The sequence below is a fragment of the Clostridium sp. OM02-18AC genome, assembly GCF_003481825.1.
Lineage (GTDB): Bacteria > Bacillota > Clostridia > Lachnospirales > Lachnospiraceae > Brotaphodocola.
In genome coordinates this window covers 207,445-228,351 of record NZ_QULW01000001.1, presented here as the reverse complement: position 1 = coordinate 228,351, position 20,907 = coordinate 207,445, and the positions used below count along the sequence as shown (strand labels likewise).

23 protein-coding genes are annotated in these 20,907 nt (G+C 44.5%); 2 read left to right on the top strand and 21 right to left on the bottom strand.

The window, feature by feature from the left end:
• Nucleotides 1-157: 157 nt before the first annotated feature.
• The 21 genes from DXB18_RS01075 to DXB18_RS00980 all read right to left on the bottom strand — a co-directional run bounded on the left by DXB18_RS01075 (nt 158) and on the right by DXB18_RS00980 (nt 18,226).
• On the bottom strand, nt 158-2,572 hold the full coding sequence (locus DXB18_RS01075; protein WP_118705477.1) for a UvrD-helicase domain-containing protein: 2,415 nt from the start codon (nt 2,570-2,572) through the stop codon (nt 158-160).
• Nucleotides 2,573-2,789: 217 nt separating this feature from the next.
• Nucleotides 2,790-3,170: a RidA family protein gene (locus DXB18_RS01070; RefSeq protein ID WP_118530959.1), complete on the bottom strand. Its 381-nt coding sequence runs from the start codon at nt 3,168-3,170 to the stop codon at nt 2,790-2,792.
• Nucleotides 3,171-3,483: 313 nt separating this feature from the next.
• On the bottom strand, nt 3,484-3,777 hold the full coding sequence (locus DXB18_RS01065) for a hypothetical protein (RefSeq protein ID WP_118705475.1): 294 nt from the start codon (nt 3,775-3,777) through the stop codon (nt 3,484-3,486).
• A 1,464-nt stretch (nt 3,778-5,241) separates the two neighbouring features.
• Nucleotides 5,242-6,108, bottom strand: coding sequence for a hypothetical protein (locus tag DXB18_RS01060; protein ID WP_118705473.1), 867 nt, complete (start codon nt 6,106-6,108; stop codon nt 5,242-5,244).
• 923 nt (nt 6,109-7,031) lie between these two features.
• Nucleotides 7,032-7,472, bottom strand: a complete 441-nt coding sequence (locus tag DXB18_RS01055) for a sigma factor-like helix-turn-helix DNA-binding protein (RefSeq protein WP_118705471.1) — start codon at nt 7,470-7,472, stop codon at nt 7,032-7,034.
• A gap of 312 nt (nt 7,473-7,784) precedes the next feature.
• Entirely contained in the window at nt 7,785-8,450 is a 666-nt protein-coding gene (locus DXB18_RS01050) for a hypothetical protein (RefSeq protein ID WP_147354267.1), read from the bottom strand.
• Between the two features lie 9 nt (nt 8,451-8,459).
• Nucleotides 8,460-9,101 (bottom strand): hypothetical protein, encoded by a 642-nt coding sequence (locus DXB18_RS01045; RefSeq protein WP_118705469.1) that lies wholly within the window; start codon nt 9,099-9,101, stop codon nt 8,460-8,462.
• Between the two features lie 249 nt (nt 9,102-9,350).
• Complete coding sequence (locus DXB18_RS01040; RefSeq protein ID WP_118705467.1) at nt 9,351-12,353, bottom strand: hypothetical protein; 3,003 nt, start codon at nt 12,351-12,353, stop codon at nt 9,351-9,353.
• Between the two features lie 232 nt (nt 12,354-12,585).
• Nucleotides 12,586-13,035, bottom strand: coding sequence for a hypothetical protein (locus DXB18_RS01035; RefSeq protein ID WP_118530949.1), 450 nt, complete (start codon nt 13,033-13,035; stop codon nt 12,586-12,588).
• Entirely contained in the window at nt 13,022-13,180 is a 159-nt protein-coding gene (locus tag DXB18_RS16070; protein ID WP_178716331.1) for a hypothetical protein, read from the bottom strand. Before DXB18_RS16070 ends, DXB18_RS01035 begins: the two co-directional genes overlap by 14 nt.
• Nucleotides 13,181-13,302: 122 nt before the next feature.
• Nucleotides 13,303-13,500 carry a hypothetical protein gene (locus DXB18_RS01030; protein WP_118705465.1) on the bottom strand — a complete coding sequence of 66 codons (198 nt, stop codon included), beginning with the start codon at nt 13,498-13,500 and terminating at the stop codon, nt 13,303-13,305.
• Nucleotides 13,501-13,643: 143 nt separating this feature from the next.
• Nucleotides 13,644-14,261 carry a hypothetical protein gene (locus DXB18_RS01025; protein WP_118705463.1) on the bottom strand — a complete coding sequence of 206 codons (618 nt, stop codon included), beginning with the start codon at nt 14,259-14,261 and terminating at the stop codon, nt 13,644-13,646.
• Nucleotides 14,262-14,268: 7 nt separating this feature from the next.
• Nucleotides 14,269-14,565: a hypothetical protein gene (locus tag DXB18_RS01020; protein WP_147354265.1), complete on the bottom strand. Its 297-nt coding sequence runs from the start codon at nt 14,563-14,565 to the stop codon at nt 14,269-14,271.
• Nucleotides 14,566-14,591: 26 nt separating this feature from the next.
• Nucleotides 14,592-14,903 (bottom strand): hypothetical protein, encoded by a 312-nt coding sequence (locus DXB18_RS01015; protein WP_118530941.1) that lies wholly within the window; start codon nt 14,901-14,903, stop codon nt 14,592-14,594.
• 564 nt (nt 14,904-15,467) lie between these two features.
• On the bottom strand, nt 15,468-15,758 hold the full coding sequence (locus tag DXB18_RS01010) for a hypothetical protein (protein WP_118705461.1): 291 nt from the start codon (nt 15,756-15,758) through the stop codon (nt 15,468-15,470).
• A 105-nt stretch (nt 15,759-15,863) separates the two neighbouring features.
• Nucleotides 15,864-16,181, bottom strand: a complete 318-nt coding sequence (locus DXB18_RS01005) for a hypothetical protein (protein WP_118705459.1) — start codon at nt 16,179-16,181, stop codon at nt 15,864-15,866.
• Nucleotides 16,182-16,202: 21 nt separating this feature from the next.
• A complete protein-coding gene (locus DXB18_RS01000) occupies nt 16,203-16,781 on the bottom strand; it encodes a replicative helicase loader/inhibitor (RefSeq protein WP_118705457.1) in 579 nt (192 codons plus the stop codon).
• Nucleotides 16,778-17,602, bottom strand: a complete 825-nt coding sequence (locus DXB18_RS00995; protein WP_207665748.1) for a phage replisome organizer N-terminal domain-containing protein — start codon at nt 17,600-17,602, stop codon at nt 16,778-16,780. The genes DXB18_RS01000 and DXB18_RS00995 overlap by 4 nt, the downstream gene beginning before the upstream one ends.
• A 1-nt stretch (nt 17,603) precedes the next feature.
• Nucleotides 17,604-17,795, bottom strand: coding sequence for a helix-turn-helix domain-containing protein (locus DXB18_RS00990; RefSeq protein ID WP_118705453.1), 192 nt, complete (start codon nt 17,793-17,795; stop codon nt 17,604-17,606).
• Nucleotides 17,792-17,971 carry a hypothetical protein gene (locus DXB18_RS00985; protein ID WP_147355202.1) on the bottom strand — a complete coding sequence of 60 codons (180 nt, stop codon included), beginning with the start codon at nt 17,969-17,971 and terminating at the stop codon, nt 17,792-17,794. The genes DXB18_RS00990 and DXB18_RS00985 overlap by 4 nt, the downstream gene beginning before the upstream one ends.
• 57 nt (nt 17,972-18,028) lie before the next feature.
• Complete coding sequence (locus DXB18_RS00980; protein WP_118705449.1) at nt 18,029-18,226, bottom strand: helix-turn-helix domain-containing protein; 198 nt, start codon at nt 18,224-18,226, stop codon at nt 18,029-18,031.
• A gap of 134 nt (nt 18,227-18,360) precedes the next feature.
• On the opposite strand from DXB18_RS00980, the gene DXB18_RS00975 reads away from it, so the two are divergent.
• Together DXB18_RS00975 and DXB18_RS00970 are read left to right on the top strand one after the other, a co-directional pair.
• Nucleotides 18,361-19,119 carry a helix-turn-helix transcriptional regulator gene (locus DXB18_RS00975; RefSeq protein ID WP_118705447.1) on the top strand — a complete coding sequence of 253 codons (759 nt, stop codon included), beginning with the start codon at nt 18,361-18,363 and terminating at the stop codon, nt 19,117-19,119.
• 706 nt (nt 19,120-19,825) lie between these two features.
• Nucleotides 19,826-20,875, top strand: a complete 1,050-nt coding sequence (locus DXB18_RS00970; RefSeq protein ID WP_118705445.1) for a site-specific integrase — start codon at nt 19,826-19,828, stop codon at nt 20,873-20,875.
• Nucleotides 20,876-20,907 lie beyond the last annotated feature (32 nt).

Sequence of the window (20,907 nt, the reverse complement as noted above, 5' to 3'; positions counted from 1 at the left end):
CTGCCACGTCCTTTCTACCATGTTTGGTCGGCTATATAAATGTGCCGTTTCATGCTATGCATTACTAGGATTATATCATTGTTTTTCTTTTTTTACTATCCTATTTTATTCAAATTTGTAAATTCTATGCGCCAGCGTAAACAGCACGGCTGTCTGTTTATCCGATTTTCTGAAGCTTCGCAAAGGAGGCGAACATCTTCTTCACACCGGCCGTATCAAAATTCACGAATACCTCAAAATCCTTCGCTCCGTCCTTTACACTCAGAACGGTTCCCTCGCCGAATTTGACATGGCGTACCCGGTCTCCTACTCCATAGTCCAAAGAAGAAGGTTTTTGAACCGTAAACGCCTTTCCAAATCCTGGTCCGGCTGACTGAAACGACTGTCCTGAAGCAGCCCTGGCTGCTGCCCCTGCCGCCCTGCCTCCGGATAACTTCCGGTCGAAAATCCCACTTAAATCACGTCCTGCTCCCTGCATTCCTGCGTATCCGTTTCCGGTCCCGGAAACATACGATGCGGTCGGCGATGCATAGGAATTCGATTTCATGCCAAATTTGCTGATGCCAAGATGACTCTGTTTTTTATTCCACGGAAGATCGTCATCCTCAAATTCATCCCGCGCCACGCTGCGTCCCAGTCTCGGCTCCAGCTTTTCCATCTGGATCAGTTCTTCCGGAATTTCTTCCACAAAACGGCTGACTTTGGAATAATGGGTTTCCCCATTGATCATGCGCATGCGGGATGCCGTGATCACCAGCCGCTCCTTGGCACGGGTAATGCCGACGTAGCAAAGGCGGCGTTCTTCTTCCAGTTCGGTCCGGTCATCCGCTGAAATTGCCATGCGGCTTGGGAAAAGTCCATCCTCAAGGCCGCTTAAATATACTACCGGGAACTCCAGTCCCTTTGCGCTGTGTAAGGTCATCAGCGTTACCCGGTTCTCAGAATCGTCCATCCGGTCCACATCGGCCACCAGCGCCACCTGCTCTAAAAATTCATCCAGGGACGGATGTTCCGCATCCTCGCTGTAGCTGACCGCCTTATTCATAAGTTCTTCGATGTTCTCCAGACGCGTCTGGGACTCGACCTCTCCCTCTGCTTCCAGTTCTTCCCGGTAGCCGGTATCGGAAAGGATCTGCTCGATCAGTGCTTTGATGCTGATCTCATCCTCGGTCAGCGCATCGCGGAATTCCTCGATCTGACCGGTAAACACGGCAACCTTTCCTGCTGCCTTACCGAGCCCCGGCACGACTGCCGCCCGGACACACGCATCGTAAAAGCTGATGCCCTGCTCCGAAGCCCACGCCGTAATCTTCGCGATCGATGCCGCACCAATGCCTCTTTTTGGCACATTGATGATACGCTGGACTGCCAGATCATCCCGTCCGTTTGCGATTGTTTTCAAATAAGACAGTACATCCTTGATCTCTTTTCTCTGATAGAAATTTACGCCTCCTACCAGACGGTACGGCACGTTGTGCTCAATGCATTTTTCCTCCAGAAGACGGGACTGCGCATTCGTCCGGTAAAGGACCGCGTAATCCTGAAAGTCCCGTCCATCCTTTAAAATGTCACGGACGATGCCATCCGCCTCTTCGTAAGCCTGCTCATACTGGTGGAAGATCACCGGTTCCCCCTCTCCATTGGCGGTCCAGAGAGTCTTGTCCTTCCGCCCCTGGTTATTGCGGATCACTGCATTGGCCGCATCCAGAATATGACTGGTGGAACGGTAATTCTGCTCCAGCTTAATGACTTTTGCCCCAGGAAATGCACTTTCAAAATCCAGGATATTGCTGATGTTGGCACCACGGAACTTATAAATAGACTGGTCATCATCGCCTACCACGCAGAGGTTTTTATATTTTCCGGCCAGAAGCTCAATCAGACGAAACTGCGCCGTGTTGGTATCCTGGTACTCATCCACCATGATATAGCGGAAACGCTCTTGATAATATTCCAGCACATCCGCATTCGTCTGGAACAGATCCACGGTTTTAAAAATAAGATCATCGAAATCCAGTGCATTATTTTTCTTTAACTCATCCTGATACATCTGATAGATTTCTGCAATCTTCTTTGCACGCCAGTCGCCTTCCGCATTCAGCCGGAATTCTTCCGGGCTCATCAGTTCATTTTTGGCACCGGAAATGGCAGAAAGCATGGCTCTGTCCCGAAACTGCTTCGGGTCCAGATCCATTTTCTTTAAGATCTGCTTCATCAGCGTTTTCTGATCATCCGAATCGTAAATGGAAAAACTTGTGCTGTAGCCCAGATTCTCGATAAAGCGGCGTAAAATCCGCACACAGGAGGAATGGAACGTCGAAACCCAGATGCTCTCAGAGCCAAAACCGACCAGCTTGTCCACACGCTCCCGCATCTCTCCCGCCGCTTTGTTGGTAAAGGTGATCGCCATGATATTCCATGGGTTCACGTCCTTTTCTTCAATCAGGTACGCGATGCGGTGCGTCAGGACTCTGGTTTTACCGGATCCTGCCCCGGCCAGGACCAAAAGAGGACCTTCCGTACAAAACACCGCCTCTTTCTGTCTGTCATTTAAGGTATCATAAACTGCCATTGCGCTGTTATCCTTTCAAAATCTTTTTTCTCGCTCCATAAACAGTAACCATTCTACCATAAAACAGCAGGTACCGCAAACCTTTGTTCGCAGTACCTGCTGTATCCGGATCTACGCAGGCAGCGAACCCAAGTCCGTGCCTGCATCGTTCCACTTCTATGCTGTTTCCGTGCATGACAGATTGAAAACAATCCGTAACACATCCGCCGTTTTTCGATTACTCAGCGTATGCAATTGCCTCAATCTCTACCAGTGCGCCCTTCGGAAGTGCTGCAACCTCGAAAGCTGCTCTTGCCGGGCATGCACCCTCAAAGAACGTAGCGTAAACTTCGTTCATAGCACCGAAATCTGCGATGTTGTTTAACAGAACAGTGGTCTTTACTACGTTTGCCATGCTAAGTCCGTCGCTCTCCAGAATGTTCTTGATGTTGGTTAAGGACTGCTTGGTCTGTGCTGCGATATCTGCACCTGCAAACTCACCAGTAGCCGGATCGATCGGAAGCTGACCGGAAACAAATACAAACTTGTCTGCGTGGATTGCCTGGGAATACGGTCCGATTGCTGCCGGAGCATTGTTAGTTGCTAATACTTTTTTCATAAGAAATCTCTCCTTTGTTTGTTCTTTGTAATTTTCTATTATAGACATTCCGGATAAAAAATTCAATCCCTTTTCAAGCTTCGTTAATACTTTTTGTTTTTGTTCCAAATTTTTTGTTTTTTGCATGATCTTTTCCACTTGCTATCTGGTTTTCAATACTATAATAGGAGGAACTTTTCAGCTCTTTTTTGCTGATATTTCCGTTGTTCCAGGGTATTATTTGCCGATTTTTAATGCTGATTTTTGTGTTTCATTCATTTTTTAGTATCATTTTAGTATCATGCGCCGTTCCATCCAATGACATCAGAACCGGCTATTCTTTCCCATGTCTGCGAATGTGATCAATCCGGTCAATCACGTCAATCAGCTCCTGCAGGCTGCTGCCCTTTTCTGCTTCTTTCAAGATCAGCTCCGCATCGTCTCCATACTCTTTTACGTCCAAATACGTGCCGATCAGCTTCACCAGCTTATCCAGGTAAGGCGCATCTTTGTTTATCATGATTGTGTCACTGATCCGGTCATAACCAACATGGATCCCGCCTTTCTTGCCTCCTGGCATATCTACAGCCACAATATGATATTTTTTATTCAAAATTTTAAATTTCATGTACTTATTCTCCTATTCATATAATGTTGAATGGTATCGCGTTTCACAACAGCCTATATCTAACCCGCGAATGGGCATTCTGCGCAAAGAATGGGGGAACTGCGGTCTTGTACGGAATCGCCTAAACATTTCCACATTCCCTGGGTAAAAGGGCACAGGAAGGCACAGAGAAAGCCTGCTGCTGTCCTGCTGCCCTCTTGGTTCGCTCTTGCTTCGTCCTCGCTTCGTCCTTGCTTCACGCCCTTTTTTAGGGCGTCGCAAATGTCGCAATGCTGCTGTCAACGCCCCATGTTTTCGCCATTTTTGACGATAAGGGAAAAGCTCCCATTTCTCACGGCTTCCTCACGGCTTCGTACTCCAGTACGAGTCGCAATTTCTCGTTGTTCCCCCGTTGTTCGCGGCTTCAAAGGTAAAGCCATTTCTGGCTTCTCCTGCTGCCACGCCCGATCCATTTCTGCCTCCGGCTGCTGCGGATCCGCTCCAACGAAGTGAGGTAAACGCAATTTTGCTTTCACCTGCAGCAGGGCACAAAGTTAACATTCCCGGAGCTTAATATTGCGCGCGCTCATCGTGTTCACTAATTAAGGCCGCACCGCAGCAGGACCACATAACCGCGCTGCAGCTTAACATTTCTTAACATCCTCGGGCTTCGTTCGGGCTTCAAGCTCTTGCGATCTCGCAACGCAGCAGGCTATTGTGACTATCAGTCACTTTCGGATGTGAATAATAGTCACATCCGGCTATTCGTGTTGTTTTGAAAGACAGCGTTGTACAACATTCGTTTAACCGGTTCGGAGTCCCTGGCAGTCTTCCAGAGCATGAAAGCACAAGGAAGAAAGAAAGCGCCCCCATCTTTATGTCTATGGGTACTGTTTGACACCTTGAAGTATTGCCCCGGAAGGTGTCAAACAGTACCCATAGGCTTTTCCAAAAAGTGATTTATCGGATTCCGAACGTTCGCTATTCTATCCGAACGTTCGCTATAAATATCTATGGTCTTAAATAGGCGTCCTGCTGCTTCGTCGGTTTTGTGAAACGCAACGTTTTGGCTATTCGTTTGTTTTGGAAAATGCAGTATTTCAGCCATTTTCCCGCGCATTCGTGTTTGTTTTGTAACCCTATTCGTTTCGTTTTAAAGTACAACATTGCTTACATGAAACGCTGCATTTTCGACCACGTTTGACAACAGTGCCGTTGCAAAAAAATTTCAGTATTTTTCAGTATCATGATACCGAACGTTCGCTTTGAATATTGGCCAAATAAGCATATAGCTCAGCTGTACGGCAGATGTTAGCATTTGCCATTTCCGAACGTTGCAGCGTATAGCTGACTATGTACCCCAAAAGACGCCTTACATAAAACCGTCAAGGCGTCAAATGGTAACATAAAGGCGCCTATTGTCTCTTTCACCAACAATCCCCTGTGAATAATGTGGATAACCCTATAACAATATGTCTCACGCATCTATTCGTGCAGATAGTGCCCCGCAATTACCTCGATTCTGTTATGCCCCAGGAAGCGGGAAACCTGTTTCATAGCCGCCTTGTCATATACTACCCCGGCACGATCACAGCGGCAGACATACCGTTCTGAGCGCTCCAGGAAAGCCACAGGACGCGCAAGGCGCTTATACCAGGCAGTAGCGTAATCAGCCCGGTAGCTATGTATATCAGCGTGACTCGATACATGAGGCCAGACCTTTCCAGAACCGGCAGCCACGCAGCAGCGTACCACTGTGACCTCGTAATCCGGAAGCACAGGAACATCACGGATCTTTCCGCCTTTGCCCTTGACGCCGATCAGATAATAGATACCGTCCCGCCGTTCCAACTGTGTGCCCTTCACCTGCTGCAGCTCCTTATGGTTGCGCAGACCGGTTCCGCGGCAGAAATCAACCAGATCCTGGTTGTTCTTCTCCGAAAAGTGCGCATCTGAAGCCTTGCGTCCTCTCGATCGGGTAATGTTCGCCCGTCTTCTGGGTGCTGTCTTAATCTTCAGATCTTCCACACTGCAGTGATACACCTTTGCGATAGCCGAAGCGATCAGCTTCAAAGTAGACGGTGCACGGCCGGCAGCAGTCAGCCCCTGGATATATTCCGCTGCATACGGCTTGCACGCTTCCAGATCGCGGATCTGATGCACGTCCCGGCACCACTTCACAAAATTGATAGCGTGCCGCAGATAGACGCGGTACGTCTCCCATGAGTAAATTTTTGATTCTGTGCAGCCTTCCAGCTTGTCCTTCCGCTTGCTACAGCCAATCGCAAGCTGTGCGTCCAGCGCTTCTTTGACCTGCTGGACAGTCGATTTTCGTTTGATTCTCTTACGCATAGATATTCCTCCATTCAGTTTAAGGTGTGTTTAAGATAGTCACGAGCCAATTTTTAAGCCGTTTTCACGGTCCGGGCAGGCAATAGCCCTCCTTACAGTCAACGGGTTACGGTATGGCGGGACCCAGTGCATAATGCACTCGAATAAAGGGCAGCATCGGCAGCAGCCGGCACAACATGACGCCACAGAGGGGCGTTTTAGGGTATCCTCGTCATGGTGGCGGCCTTGCACCGCCTCGCAGGTCTGTATCACCTGTGCTCTCAAACATGCCTTAATCTGTTCATAATAAGCATGAAGGACGATCCAAAAAAATGAAATCGTCCTTAACTCAATGCCTTTATTTTTCTGTATATTATAAGTATGGGGGCGGAATTGGAAATTGTAGCCCGAAAAAATAGATTTTAAGACGCAAAAAGATCATTGTATCGAAAAAAATACAATGACCTAATCTTCCTTGAACTCGCAGCAAGTAAACGCTACGCCAAAAATAACACACATGCGACATACTATAAAGTTAACCATCTGCAGGATACGGCAATCTTCCTGTTATCACTGTTTACATATCCATAAATGGACCTGTAACCGGATAACGATACCAGGCAGCAGGACTATTCTGGCCAAAGTCATGCGCGCGCTATCGTGTCAAAAAATTGCGGATAACACTTTTTGGTCGCACTTCCCTGAACTCGACGCCATTTTGTCGTTGAGCCGAAGACCAAACTAGACCGGCCACCCTGTTGCGATGTCGCAACACCTCAAACAAAACAGACACCGCTCTTGCTCTTTTCTGGCCGCCATAGATAAAAACAAGAGCCATTCGGCTGTACAATCCTTTTGGATTATGGGTACTGTGAATGACTCTCATTATGTTTTATTTTATGGTCTTATGAGTAAAAAGACAAGAAAGTTATGCTCCGAAACAACTACAGTTCTAAGGCTACCCGCTCCGTTGAACTTGTCCAGGTCTGGTTGAAACGCTCCCAACCGTTCCCGATCAGGGCGCTGCTGTAGATCTGTGCATCATCCGGAAGGAATGGACGCAGCAGCTTCCCGTTCTCGCCGCTTCTGAGGTTCCTCAGCGCCTTGTCGTGCTGTTTCCTTGCCTCTGCTGCAGTTATCCCGCACGCATCCCCACAGCCCTTTATTGTGAGGTTCTGGCCGTATCGGCTCCGGATCACGTCCGGCTGGATCCCTGGCAGACTGTCCACGCAGCGCCACAGGGTACGGCAGAGGCTTTCTTTCTCCATCCGGTCCAGAATATCCTCTTCCTGGTTGCCTGCTACTGCCACCAACTCCCCCACCGTGGTATCTTCTGTGCCATCAATTCCCGTAACAGGTGCGTCCAGGCTTCTCAGGATCACCATACAGGCATTTTCCTGTATCGCCCTGACTATCCCATAAACCAGGCTATTTCGACCGCTGAGGGCTCACGACCATACTTCTTTAGATAATCCGACTAGAATTCCTTCACCTTCCAGATCTATTCTGGAAACTGCACTTGGATATACTTACAAATGCCCTCGTTCCGCGGATTGTCTAAATAACTACATAAGTACTTAAAAGACAAAACAATTTTTCATCACATGACTGCTGTAAAATGTAACATCATACAGGTGTCTGTTTATGCTAATATCTCAATCCGTAAAACTTCCAGTATTTATAGCACTAGACGATTTTTAAATATAATTCACATTAAAATAATCAATTAAATATCGTGCCGCAAAACGTATGTCTTTTTCAAATTGGACATCATCCTCTGACATTGTCCTACTTCTTTTGGGACTATTTTTCACCAACTTGCATTCTAACTCGTTAATTTTTTGCTTAAAATACAAATTTTCTGATCCTCCATACTTTTGAGCTGCTTCCATGCATGAAATTGCTTTTTCATATTCGTGTTCTGATTCGTAAACTTTAGCATAAGTTAAATGTATATTGAGTGGCTGAAAAGATGAAAATTTCATTAGCGTTTCATCTGATACAAAAGGTTTTGATTTTTCAAAAAAATTTATCGCATATTTTCTAAAAAAGGCTCCTTTCGTTACATAAGCAATAGATTTTGAAAATTCGTCAAGCGGATTATCCGACAACTCTAAGAGTTGGATTATCATTTCAAACAAAACATATCTAGCCTTATACTTCACAATCCAGCTTTCGTTTGCAAGGCCGATCCCTCTTAAATCCATAGGATATTTATTTCGTGTTACCTTCAAAGCATGATAGATGGCTTCCACCTCATGCGTGGAATATTTTTGTGTGCAATACTTGCCATTTTCTACTACACTTTTCCTCGGATCTTGTATAAATGAAGAATCCGCTACATACATTGGTATATTTTTCATTTTTAGTAACTATTCTAAGCCGATTTGGGCTTTTTGATATAATTTTCCGTCCACAAAGTATAACTCTGCATTTGCTCCGCTGTATTCATCGGCGTACCACATATATGCTGTCATGCTTGTATCTATAATTTCAGACTCAGCAAGCGGAGTTCCCGCAGATCCAATTATTTTCTCACATTGCTCATATGTCATTCCAATTTCACACTGATTAAACGCTTCCAACGTAATTTTTTTGTCGTGCATAATGGAAGACATATTATTCATGTAGAAAAAGAATGAACCCAGCAGAATAATGAATGCAGATATCCAGCATAATGCCTTTTTTCTTCCTGGCATGTAATTATATGCAGATCGGCAATCAATTCTTTCATACTGTTCATTCAGTTTCACATCTGGATATCCTATTTGTATGATATCCAAAAATTCTGATACCTGTTCATTTTTCTTTTTCCGAAACAAAAATGTCTCAACCGAACCGTTTTTTCCGTGGAACCTTAAATATCCAAAACTTCCATGATCCCCATAGCAATACGTTATTTCTTTTATTTTTCTAAAAGAATGTGCTTGTGATGGCATAAAAAACTCAGATAATAAAAAACTCTTATCAGAGTATAAAAGTTCCTGCCGGATTCCCTTTACCGTGGTATTCATTGAAAACCTCATTTTTCAAATATGCATACTTTTAATCACATATTATCACAAGTTTACGCAAAAGAAAAGCATCCGTCCCACATGACAGATGCTTTCAAAAAATAAAAAACTTTGGATAATGCCGTCATCTTGGATCTATGATACCTTATCCTACACCATTGATGCTATTGTAGGAAATATCCGTATAAAGGTAACGGTGGTTTTCCATTCTGACCACGCCTGGAACTGCAACCAAAATTTCAAATAACATCACACTGTCACCATCCTTACACCTACACGCTGTTTTTCTTCATTGTTTGCCTTGTACACTGCCTGTCCAAAACGCCGACCGTCCACTTCCATGATAACCGTTATGTCCCGACTACCTCCGCTTTCTGCCAGAGCTTCTTTCAATGCCTGTTTTATCGTGCTTAACGGGGAAACAACTTCTGTCTCGCGCTTGTTATCACCAAGGATAGCCGCAAACTCACCAGCGCGTGGCGGTACCACGGTTCCGGTCGCAAGACGTGGCATATTGTACGTTGCCGCTGCGGAAGCGTACTTTGCATATCTTCCGCCGCCTGCATTGCTGTAAGTAGACTGCGTCTGCCGTTTGCCTGCATTAATCGCAATCATTGCCGCTCCTATTCCTGCCGCAATAGATGCTCCCATAGCCAACGCACCTGCAGCACCAGAAATCGCACCAAGGGCAACTGCAAGAATTCCAGCCGCAGAAGCTGCTGCCAACAGAAAGCTTATCATTCTTTCTGTCGGAGTCATTTTGTCCCAGCTATCGTATAAAATGGCTGCAAGTGTTATTATTGCCCATAATGCCAGTTTAACCGGTGTTATAGAATCCAGGACTTTGCCCATTACACTAATAAAGCCTTTTAATGCGACAAACAACTTTCCAATATCAGATACCAACTTTATTATTGTCCAAGCCGCAAAAAAGCCAAGTATTGCATATGTTATAGTTCTTACAAGTTCTTTATTTTCACTAATCCAGTCAGAGAACTTTTTCAAAACATCTGTAAGCAATTTCAGGGCGTTAATTATAATTTCCCCTGTCCATTCCCCAATAGGCTGCAAAAAGCTATTCCATAACCATTCTCCAACCGGTTCCAAAGCTTCTATTACTGCGCAAAGGGTATCAAGTGCCGCTGCTATAAGTTCAAACACACCGGGCAGAGCCTGTTCTAAACCCCATTTTGTGATAGGCAGCAAAACATTATTTAAAAGCCATAGCAGCAAATTTCCAATAGCCCTTACAACTGGATTTACGGATGTAAGCACCTTATCAAAGGATTTCAGCAGCGGAGAAAAGTCCAAGTTTGCAGCCCAATTCTTGATACTTTCTGATGCTGAGCGGAAAAATCCTGATAACGTAACCAAAATATCCCCCAGATGGCGTAATATCTTTGTCCCGGTATCACCTGAGACCCAAGCTTTATCAAACTGCGTTATAAGATTCGCAACAGTTTGCGCCAGATTGGCAAATGTTATAAGCAGATTGTCCGTTATGGTCTTTCCGTACCCTTCAACATTCCAAACCTGCATGAATGATGCGCCTACGTCCTGTGCAAGCTGTTTTGCGGATGTAAACAGGTTTGTGAGAGACTGCATCACTTCCGGGCCATTATCAAGCCAGGATTCTTTCAGCGGAGCAAACAGGCCGGAGAATATCTCTTTCACTGCATCGGCACGGGCCTTTATGTCGTTTGATACCTCTTCCGTGGTAAACATCTGATCTGGTGTAGGTCCGACATATCCGGTCTTGTCCTGATCTGATTTGTTCCCGGCCTGGATAAGCTCATCAAACGAATACGTCAGCTTTTTATTCGCCTTTTCCTGTGCCTTTATCTGCTTGTTACTCTCTTTTAAGGCAGCGCCGTAGTCTTCCTCTACCTTCGTTGCTTTGGTATATGTATCTTTTCCGGTAAGAGCCGCAAAAAACTGAGAAGTCCACGTAACTGCTTCTGAAAGCAATGAGATGAATTCTACCAGTACAGGAGACGCATATTCTGCGACCGGAGAAAACGCAGTAGCAAATGAATTTTTCAGCTGCGTAAGAGACGAAAGAACATTTGATATGGCCTTATTCGTCTCAGGCGAATACTGAGCAATATTCTCCATTCCCTCGCGTGCCGAACGAAAAGCTGTGAATATAGCAGTGCGAAGAATCCGAAAAAGAATAAGCCTTTTCAAGAGTCCGGCCATATTGGATCCAAATTTCTTAGCGGATTTTCCGCCCTGATCCACGCTTGTCTTCATCTGCTTTGTGGATTTGCTTGCCTTTTTCGTATCTGACGCATAGGCATTAATCTGAGCACGCAAATTGCGGATTTTCGCCGCATTGCGGTTATATTCTTTGTATCCTACACCAACTCCAGCCTTTTGCAGATCCTTTTGTCGGTTTTCAAGAGCTTCCAGTTCCTGCCGGAGCTTGACGATATGAGCATTTGACACCTTGGCATTTTCGCCAATCTCCCTAAGCCTTTCGGATTCAGCGGCAGCAGCGGCTTCTTTTTCTTTTGCTTCTTGCAGCTTTTGGTTAAGCTTTTCCTGGGCTTCCTGCTGCTTCCTGACTGATTTCGCTTCTTTTTGACGCTGTTCATCAGTCTTGAAAAGCTCTGATTTGTATGCTGCAAGGGCTTCCTGGGCACGCTTAAGAGCTACCGCGGTTGCATCATATTCAGAATCTCCAAAGCCTTTTCCTTTATCCTCCAGATGCAAAAGCTCTTTTGAGAGCTGACCTATCTTTCCAGACATTGTGGATACATCAACAACCTTTGGAGTTGCCGCAGGACTGACAAGTTCTTTTTTATAATCTTTTAATGCCTGAGTAACCTTCTGAAGCTTAATGTATGTATTGTCATAATCTTCATCACCAAAATACATACCATCTTGCTCCATGTCCTTTAAGGCCTTTGACAGGCTTTCAATTTCCCGCTTATAATCATTTGTCTGATCCTGTAATGACGAATCTAGTTTATTCAATACCTGTCCGGCTTGTTTCCCATACAGTTCTATCGCATCTACATAATTTTTAATATTTTGGGCAGCAGTCTTTCCAAACACCTTCTCCATAGCTTGAGGATCATAAGTGAAAGCCCCAGCTTTAGCAAAAGCCTTTTTTACCTTATCCGCTGCTTTCTCCGCATTATCTATTACCCGGCCCAGTTCCTTTTGTAGTTTTCTCCCACCTACACCAGCGCCATCCGTATTGATCTGGGTATCAATAATAATTGATCCATCACTCTGCTGCATCATAAATCACCGCCTTATATAATACAAAAAGCCGATGATTCTCATTTCTGAAAGTCACCGGCACCATTTTGCCATTAACAGATACCATTCTATCTGCCTGAGCTGTATGCAATTTTTCTTATTACTTCAAGTACTACTACATCCTCCTTCCTCTTTTTAACCTCTGCTGTATTGCCTCGCCCCTGAATTTCTTCAATAACACGTAATATTTCTGTATCGATAGTTCGTCTCCAGTCTACTTTTTATATTTATCTGTGTATTTTCCAATACGGCTTTGAGTCGCTGCGCCAACCTCTTCATTCACCATCTCAAAAGCTGCCTCAAGAAATGCCTCAAACAACAGCTTATGATCTTTTCCCACAATGGAAAATGGAGATTGTCCGGCAAATACTACATCGTATACATCTGAATTGAAAATATAATTCAGTTTCTGCTTAATGAGATCATTAAATTTCTCTAGTGTTGCGCTTGCTTCTTCCAATGAGCTCATATCATTAATGGCCGCAGTTCCATCTGGATTCAGTTGTATGTCCGCCATAGTTTCTTTTTCGGACTGCAGTTCTTTTATTGCCTTTGCGAAACGCTGAACAATGTCTGCGTCCGTTGGGTTAAAGCTGATTGTCCTGTCCGGATCATCATTAATGGAAAAAGTCTTATAACCGGTCTCAAATCTAATGCTTTTCATTCTCTGTTTCCTCCGCCAAAACCTGCTGCCTCAGAAAAATTTCCTGCTTGACTCCCTGTTCACACCCTTCTCCCAAATTCTTAATCAACGCGCCCGCTCTGCGAAGTGCCTGTAAAGCATTTTCCGTCTCGTTTTTATTTTTCATCTGCATGATCTCCTTTTTTTGTTGTCATATCATCATAAATAGCCGCAAGTTCACAGACTATCAAAAATAAGAATCCGCTGATTATTATCACACCAAACATTCAGTTCACCTTCTTTATACCATTATTCAATTTTCACTACGCTTTCTTCACTTCTTTTGATATCATGTATAACTTTTAAAATATGCGCGGCAGCAGGTTTATCCAGTTCATACCGCATACGCCGTACCAGAGTATTTTCCGATATACCTAATGCATCTGCCAGGCGCCATTGTGGTATCTTACATTCTTTCAAGGTTTTCCGTATTGTTACATTATTCATGCATCCACATCACCACCACCATCATCATAATCATACTATATCATCCGCATTCAATGCGGCTATCCTCGTTTATTAAAAAAAATGGGCGTAATATAAATTTCTATGGTTTTCTCTCACATAAGCAACAATACACAGTTCATAAATCAAAACCCATATTTACTGCAAAATCCAGTAAAAGTTTTTATGCAAGCGGTACGATAATCTCTCTGCATCTTTTTTAATTCCGACACCAGCTTTTCATACTTTTCATATCGCATATACGCGGGCTTGGGTGGAATAGAAAGGTCCGCAATGTAATCGCAGATATAATGCCATCCATAATAGCCCATTTTTTTCTCCACAATATTCTCCATCTTCATGCGAAGTTGTTCTTGACCGCTGACCTGTTGGGACCTGTAATTTAATCCCGAGCATAACCTACACTGATATGTACCTTTCCGGCTGTCACGATACAGATACCGGACACGCCGCTCACAGCATGGACAATAAAAATACAGGCGCTGTGATACTCCATCAATATTCTTTACCCTTGAAACCTCCAGCGGATAAAATGCACGGTTCTCCAGAATCTCCATTTCTCTGCTTTGTGGATAATATCGAATAACCGTACCGCCGCTGCGAATATCCACTTCCTCTTTGTAATGAATATACTTGTCATACTGCAGAAAATTATATACCGTGAAACTATCTACACGGACACTTGTTTTTTCTTCAACCTGCTCATGCTTTTTATTGTGGCCGCCGCTCCCAAAACCGCCCATACTATTCTCACTCCTTTATCAAACACGGAAATATACCCGGCTCGCCGGGATCTGGAATCAAAACTTCCATTTCCCATTTAACCGGATACAGCCTTATATGATCCAGCAGCATTCTCTCCATTGTTTCTACATTACGAGAAAAAAGCTTCATACCCGCGGTCTTTGTGTTATCATGCTCATAATGAGCCAATGATAATAAAGTCTCCAAAACTTTATTTTTTTCGTCCCATCTTACAGAAATAAAACTTACTTTCAAGGTTGTCCGCGTATAATATGCTTTGGGCTTAAGCGTGATTTTTCTCATTGCAAGTTGCTCCTCCTCTATGATTTTCACCATAAATCATACAATTTCAACCTGTGGTAAAACTCTGCTTTGACCTTCCGGCGGTAGCCGTAAAAATCATCGGTCTTAGCCGGAATATCACGCCCGCGGCGAAGCAAGCTATAGTACCCGGCTTCTTTCGGATCCTTGGCCGTCAGACTTTCATAAATAACTAATTCCATGCCTGGCGCTTTTGATATTGCACAACTAAAAAGAATGAACCGAATATCTGAATCCAGCTTTTTGCAATATTCATCAAGCCTCGCTTCATCCTCTTTCGGTACATCATAATCAGATAGTTTTGCATCGCGTGTGCGCATGATTTTCCTCCCTATGTCCGTTTTCCAACTGTCCACAATTCTACCTACTATTTTCCACCAAATGCTATTACTCCAAAATATTTATTGAAAAACAAAAAAGGGCGAAGAAATGACAACGAATATCTTCGCTCTCTGTCATTCCCACGCCCTTAAAGGACTTCCGAACATGTTCATATGCCCAGGGTACTACATATTCTTTTTGCTTGCTTTCACTATGTCAATTTCTAAATAAAATCCCATCTTTATTTTTCTATTAGGCGAAATTTGCCTAAATTAATCATAAATCCGCGGTTTTCTGCAAATTCATATGTACCGCCGCAGATGCTGTGATTCACTCCGTTTTTATATCCACGTAGGCCCGTCTGTATTGCCCGTCCTTGCCCTTTCCTGCCTTATACGCCTTAACTATCGGTCGGAGCAATTTGAGCACTGTATCAAGCTCCTGTGGCTTCTCATAGGATATTCTAATCTTTACAGACATATTATAATCCAATCGCCTCACTTTTGCAAATTATCTATTTCACATGCTGCCGATCGTTTCCCAATCGGCAGCACCTTATCATTTTACGCACACTTAGACCGGTTCAGCTTGCGGCGGACTCTCGCCACGCGCGCCAGTGCGTGAAAAATTCCCAGTAAGATATCACTCGTCACAACCTCATACAGTTCTTTCCGGACTTCATCGTCCTCCTGCTCCAGATACGTAACCATCAGCCTTACAATTTCCTCCTGACAAGGCATAGTGCTGTTAACGATAATAATATCGGCAGAGCTGTAGCAAATCTGAAAGTTATTTGCTTCTCCCGGCATCTCAGTGGTAGCGATACGATGTTTTTCATTTAAAATTCTTCCCATTATTCTTGCCCTTTCTGCCGGTTCTGTGCTACTATGTAATTGGTTTTGAGTAGCTCCGGCTATGCCCGCCCTATAAGATGCGCCAACATCCTATAGGGCTTTTCTTTATACATTTCCAGATTTTCCCTTGTTAATCTCGGCCAACTGGTAAATTTTCAGCATCTCCAATGCTTCCTCCTGTGTGTAACCTTCCTGAATGGCCGTTACGATCATTTCAGACTGCGCACGCAGCCAGGAACGGAAGTTTCCGTCCACATCCGTTTTCTTTGACCGGTCAATCAATCTCAGATTCATCTCCCGCAGCGCTCTATCTTCGCCCGCTGTAAGTTTCGCATCATCTGAGGCCAGTACAACGCCCTGACGGGTCAGAATGACATATGCGTCTACCAGTTCGCAACTGCTGCCCTTATACTTTTTATCCACCTGTTTCTCCTTTCCGTAGCATTACTCCGCGCCCTCTTCTGGCACTTCCTGAACATCAAGAAGATTGCTCTGTGTTTCAGTAATTTTTTTCATGTTCTCTCGTACCTTTGAAGGAATTTTTTGTTCTTCTCCCATTTGTTGCGCTATGCCCTCATACTGCCTTAAAAAGTGGCTCTGTTCAACAGTCTCTAAACGTCCTATATCAAGCTGGCTCATTTCTTTTAAATTATCTGCAGAGCCAAGAGCGCGCTGAACTGCCTCCGGCAGCTTTTTAAACTCCTCAGCAGCATTATACAGGCTATTGCGTAAAGCTTTACGCACCAGGGCCCACGCTTCAAGTGAACTCATTTTCTGCCTCTCTTCCGGCATTGCTTTGTGAATACAGTCAATTACTTGCCCTGGAGACGGCGGGAAACCTTTTGTGTCAGTAGAAAGATATATTCTAACCCCGGCTGAACCCTGAGAATATGTATAATCTTCAAGCACTGAATGCCATACAAAAACCATGTTTGTAATATCCTGTGCAGAACATTTTGAATATGTCTGCGGATATGCGGACCGGATCACGCAAAGCATTTTTGCAACTTCGTCTCTCGTCAAAAGAAATCGCCTCCTTCAAGTTTAATGTCTCCGTTAATGATCCCTTGTAAACAATCATCCGCACTCATAACCTGCTGCCTGCTACTTGCCTGCCTCTGTTCTCCCTTTGATGGGTATACCGTCAGCCAGCCGCATTCTATTGCGGTATTGATTAAATCAATTTGGTCTTGCACACTGTCTGTCATTCCCTGTAAATGTCTCACAAATAACGCTATGGCCTTGTCCGTCATGGGTTTTCTCAATTTTTTTCGATTTTCCACAAAATCGCAAATAGCTGTATTCAGTTCTGGATCATCTACATAGGCGCTCGCCTCCACTTTCTTTTTCTTCTCTTTCTCTACCTCTTTATCTTTCTCTATATCTATCTCTTTCTCTACGTTACAGCATTGAACGCTTGCGTCACTCCCTGTTACACTACCGTTACACTCTGTTACATCGTTGTTACATTGTAACGCTTTTCGCCGTCTGAAATTGCGAACACGCTCTGCTGATGTTCCCTCTGATCCGACCCGCTCCAACGCTTCTGGAAGAAAAATACCGCTTTCTGTCCACTCAAGTTTTTCGTTCGCTTCCAGAAAATTTATGGTTTCTTTCACCATCTCTGATTCTTCTCCGAGTTCTTCTGCAAGTTCTTCCTCAATAGAATCATATACACCCTGGAATGGTATCACGGCGTCCTTATCTATGCTGTACAGCAACATTTTTAAATAGATCAACTGCATTTCAATGCCGCCGGTCTGCTTTCTCATTTTCCGCTGAAACAACTGCCGAAAATAGTCATTCGGCAATTTCATCCAGTAGAAACGTCTGTTTTCTGCCATCCTACTGCCCATCACCTCCAGGCTGATAGCCATAATATTTCTTTCCGAAAAAGCCCTCCGGGATTTTACCGGCTATGGTTATGTATCCCGCTTCTTTCAGTTCCGCGTTCATCTCCCGGATAAGGCTATAAGCCTTTGTGGTAGACACGCCAACCGTTTCCGCCACTTCCGCAGCGGTTAAATACTGCTTCATGGACTCAGCACCTTCCTTTCTTCCAGCGCCTTTCTACTGGCTGCTATCTGCTCCAGAAGCTCACAGCGGCGCTTTGCAATCGGTTCGTATGCTTCCGGGCTTTCCGCATTACGTGGAAGCTCTGAAAGCTCTCTGCAGAGCCTTGTGTACTCTGCAATCTGGTTAATGATTCCCACATGTGCCCCTTTCTGATGCCCTCTGTGCATCCCAGACGCCCCAGCCCGGCCCGTCTTTTAATTGTTTTCAGTATCAATAATATCGGATACATCACACTCTAAAGCACGAGCAATCTTTCCTATCGTCTCCGGTCTTACTTCGCTACGCAATGCTCTGCATAGGGTTCCTTTTGGAATTCCAGCAGCTTCAAGATCCTTTTGCCCCATGCAGGCCCTTGCTCTTGCAATCATATACTTTTCTCTATCCAATTTCATTTTTGTCACCTCCATTCAGATTCACATTGAATCTATTCATATTATATAGCTTCAATATGAATCTGTCAAGTTTCATTTTGAATCTATACAAACTTGTTTTTTTATGATAAAATCATTATTATGGAGGTAACAAAATGTCAATCGGTAAAAACATTAAAAAATTTCGATTAGAAAGAGGACTAACTCAAAGAGGTCTCGCAAATAAAGTTGGCCTTGCCGAAATAACAATACGACAATATGAAAACGAAAGTAGAACACCAACCCTTAAAACATTAAATATAATCGCTGATAAACTCAATATACTACTCTCTGAATTAATATCCGATGATTCTTTAGATTCATTTACACCCGAGGAATTAAAGAATTTTACAAGTGCAAAATTATCAAGTATCACCATCAACACAGATACTGATCAAAAAGCCTTTACGAATTCAAATGACTACAAGAAATTTATTTCAGAAAAAGCAAAAGAGACACAGAATGACATACCAAAGCAAAATGCACCTGTAGACAATACGGAGACAGCCACACACAAAACAATCGTTATCGATGATAATATAGATAAAACTCATCCTATTAATACCATTCTGGCCAAGGTAGATAACCATGAACAGTTAACGCCAGAAGAATTGGAACAATATAGAAATCATGTTGCAAAAGCCATCCCCTCCATAAAGCAATCGTTAGAAAGCTTTGCTGAAACGCTCAAGCAGTCACTGGCCGAATATTATGAGGCAATGAATGACGAAGGGCAAAAGGAAGCTGATCTGCAAATACAGAAAACGATTGAAAAAGTAACAAAGCAGGCTGAGAACCAGGCTATAGATGAAGCTACGGAAAAAGTTCAGTTGCTTAGTAGAATACCAGAGTACAAGAAAGATTCTGATGCTTAATTTTAAGTTTCACCGCACCATGACAATATAATACACTTAACCGGGGAGCCGGGGGACGCGCTGCACCCGTTCCGAGCCTGTCGGAGGTGGTGCCAATGAGTACATATGAGAAATTTCAGCTTGTAATATCTGTTGTATCGCTGATTGTGGCAATTCTCACATATACGCATAAAAAATAGCCGTCCTGAACTTTGGCGAGTCTGACGGCTATTTTTTAATAACTAGATTTTTCGCCGGGGCGGGGAGGTAGTGGCTCCTTTCCGGCTTTCCTGTTAAGTGTATTATAAGTCATTCCGTTTTATTTGTCAAATACCTACACCAGGTGCAGAGCGCCCAAAGCGCCCCTGTTGCACATTGAAAACTATAATACACTTACCCAGGGAGCCGAAGGGGCGATTATGTCAGCCGCCGGACGTTATACGGAAGGAGGCCGGTGCCAATGGTTACATACTCTGATCTTTTTCAGTTTGTGATTATGCTTTGTGCTGTAATTACTCTTGTCGCTTATTTTACACACAAAAAATAGCGCCCTCGTCCTGGTAAGATAAGGCGCTATTTTTTGCTCTATGCTTTGCCGGCGGCTAGGTGTACTCTAGCTTTCGGCTCTCTTGTTAAGTGTATTATAAGTCATTCCGTTTTATTTGTCAAATATCCTCTGTTTGTCCCAGACGCCCCAGCCCGGCCAGGAACAAAGGAGGGGCAACTCATGCCTGTATATCAAGACAAAACAACGAAAACCTGGTTCGTGAAGCTGTATTATACCGACTACACCGGAACCAGAAAGCAGAAGCTGAAACGCGGCTTCAAGCTGCAGCGTGAGGCGAAGGAGTGGGAACGGCAGTTTCTGGAGCGGCAGCAGGGCCAGCCAGACATGACCTTTCAGACCTTATACGACCTCTATGCCGCCGATTTGAAAGCCCACGCGAAGGAATCCACCTGCAGGAGCCGCCTGTCTATGATCCGCAACCATATTCTCCCGTTCTGGAAGGACCGGAAGCTGTGCGAGATCACCCCGGCAGACGTCCGGAGCTGGCAGGGCGAACTAAAGGCATCCGCCTTAGGCGAATACAGCCAGTATATGGTGAACTGCCATTTGTCTGCTATGTTCAACTTTGCCATGCGCTACTACAATTTGAATTCCAATCCCTGCCGGTTGGTTAAAGCGGTTGGAAAGGTTCACAGAGGTTTAAACTTCTGGACTCTGGAAGAGTTCAAGACGTTCCTTCCTACCGTGGAAGACATGATTTTGCGCGTTGCGTTCCTTACGCTCTTCTATTCCGGCATCCGGTGCGGGGAGTTGCTGGCCTTGACCGTGAAAGACTTCGATGCAGCAGGCAAAACGATCACCATTTGCGGCACTTTCCACCGGTTCAATAAGGTGGACACGATCACAGACCCAAAAACAGACAGAAGCAAGCGTTCTATTCCGATTCCCGGCTTTCTGGTTGCAGAGATCCAGGGCGTTATTGCAAAGATCTATGAACCGGATCCGGACGAACGGATATTTCAAACGGTGACGCCGTCCAGGCTCTACACCGCCATTGAAAAAGGTTCTGCTGCTGCCAGCGTGAAGCGCATCCGGGTGCATGATCTGCGGCACAGTCATGTGTCTTTGCTGATCAACATGGGCTTCCCGCCGATCCTAATTGCGGAACGCATCGGTGACACCGTGGAAATGGTCAATAAAATCTACGGCCATTTGTACCCCAGCAAGCACCGGGAAGTGGCTGACCAACTGGAAAAATTAAATTTTTAGTATCATTTTAGTATCAGAAAGGCTTAATTGTG

Excerpts from the sequence above, each read along its gene's own strand:
- DXB18_RS01020 (WP_147354265.1), bottom strand. The coding sequence starts at position 14,565 with ATGAGAAAAATCACGCTTAAGCCCAAAGCATATTATACGCGGACAACC.
- DXB18_RS16070 (WP_178716331.1), bottom strand. The coding sequence starts at position 13,180 with ATGAAAAATAAAAACGAGACGGAAAATGCTTTACAGGCACTTCGCAGA.
- DXB18_RS00970 (WP_118705445.1), top strand. The coding sequence starts at position 19,826 with ATGCCTGTATATCAAGACAAAACAACGAAAACCTGGTTCGTGAAGCTG.
- DXB18_RS00995 (WP_207665748.1), bottom strand. The coding sequence starts at position 17,602 with ATGGCAGAAAACAGACGTTTCTACTGGATGAAATTGCCGAATGACTAT.
- DXB18_RS01050 (WP_147354267.1), bottom strand. The coding sequence starts at position 8,450 with ATGAAAAATATACCAATGTATGTAGCGGATTCTTCATTTATACAAGAT.
- DXB18_RS01055 (WP_118705471.1), bottom strand. The coding sequence starts at position 7,472 with ATGGTGATCCTGAGAAGCCTGGACGCACCTGTTACGGGAATTGATGGC.
- DXB18_RS01070 (WP_118530959.1), bottom strand. The coding sequence starts at position 3,170 with ATGAAAAAAGTATTAGCAACTAACAATGCTCCGGCAGCAATCGGACCG.
- DXB18_RS00990 (WP_118705453.1), bottom strand. The coding sequence starts at position 17,795 with ATGAAGCAGTATTTAACCGCTGCGGAAGTGGCGGAAACGGTTGGCGTG.
- DXB18_RS01040 (WP_118705467.1), bottom strand. The coding sequence starts at position 12,353 with ATGATGCAGCAGAGTGATGGATCAATTATTATTGATACCCAGATCAAT.
- DXB18_RS00975 (WP_118705447.1), top strand. The coding sequence starts at position 18,361 with ATGTCAATCGGTAAAAACATTAAAAAATTTCGATTAGAAAGAGGACTA.
- DXB18_RS01060 (WP_118705473.1), bottom strand. The coding sequence starts at position 6,108 with ATGCGTAAGAGAATCAAACGAAAATCGACTGTCCAGCAGGTCAAAGAA.
- DXB18_RS01035 (WP_118530949.1), bottom strand. The coding sequence starts at position 13,035 with ATGAAAAGCATTAGATTTGAGACCGGTTATAAGACTTTTTCCATTAAT.
- DXB18_RS01030 (WP_118705465.1), bottom strand. The coding sequence starts at position 13,500 with ATGAATAATGTAACAATACGGAAAACCTTGAAAGAATGTAAGATACCA.
- DXB18_RS01075 (WP_118705477.1), bottom strand. The coding sequence starts at position 2,572 with ATGGCAGTTTATGATACCTTAAATGACAGACAGAAAGAGGCGGTGTTT.
- DXB18_RS01025 (WP_118705463.1), bottom strand. The coding sequence starts at position 14,261 with ATGGGCGGTTTTGGGAGCGGCGGCCACAATAAAAAGCATGAGCAGGTT.
- DXB18_RS01015 (WP_118530941.1), bottom strand. The coding sequence starts at position 14,903 with ATGCGCACACGCGATGCAAAACTATCTGATTATGATGTACCGAAAGAG.
- DXB18_RS00980 (WP_118705449.1), bottom strand. The coding sequence starts at position 18,226 with ATGAAATTGGATAGAGAAAAGTATATGATTGCAAGAGCAAGGGCCTGC.
- DXB18_RS01010 (WP_118705461.1), bottom strand. The coding sequence starts at position 15,758 with ATGGGAAGAATTTTAAATGAAAAACATCGTATCGCTACCACTGAGATG.
- DXB18_RS01045 (WP_118705469.1), bottom strand. The coding sequence starts at position 9,101 with ATGAATACCACGGTAAAGGGAATCCGGCAGGAACTTTTATACTCTGAT.
- DXB18_RS01065 (WP_118705475.1), bottom strand. The coding sequence starts at position 3,777 with ATGAAATTTAAAATTTTGAATAAAAAATATCATATTGTGGCTGTAGAT.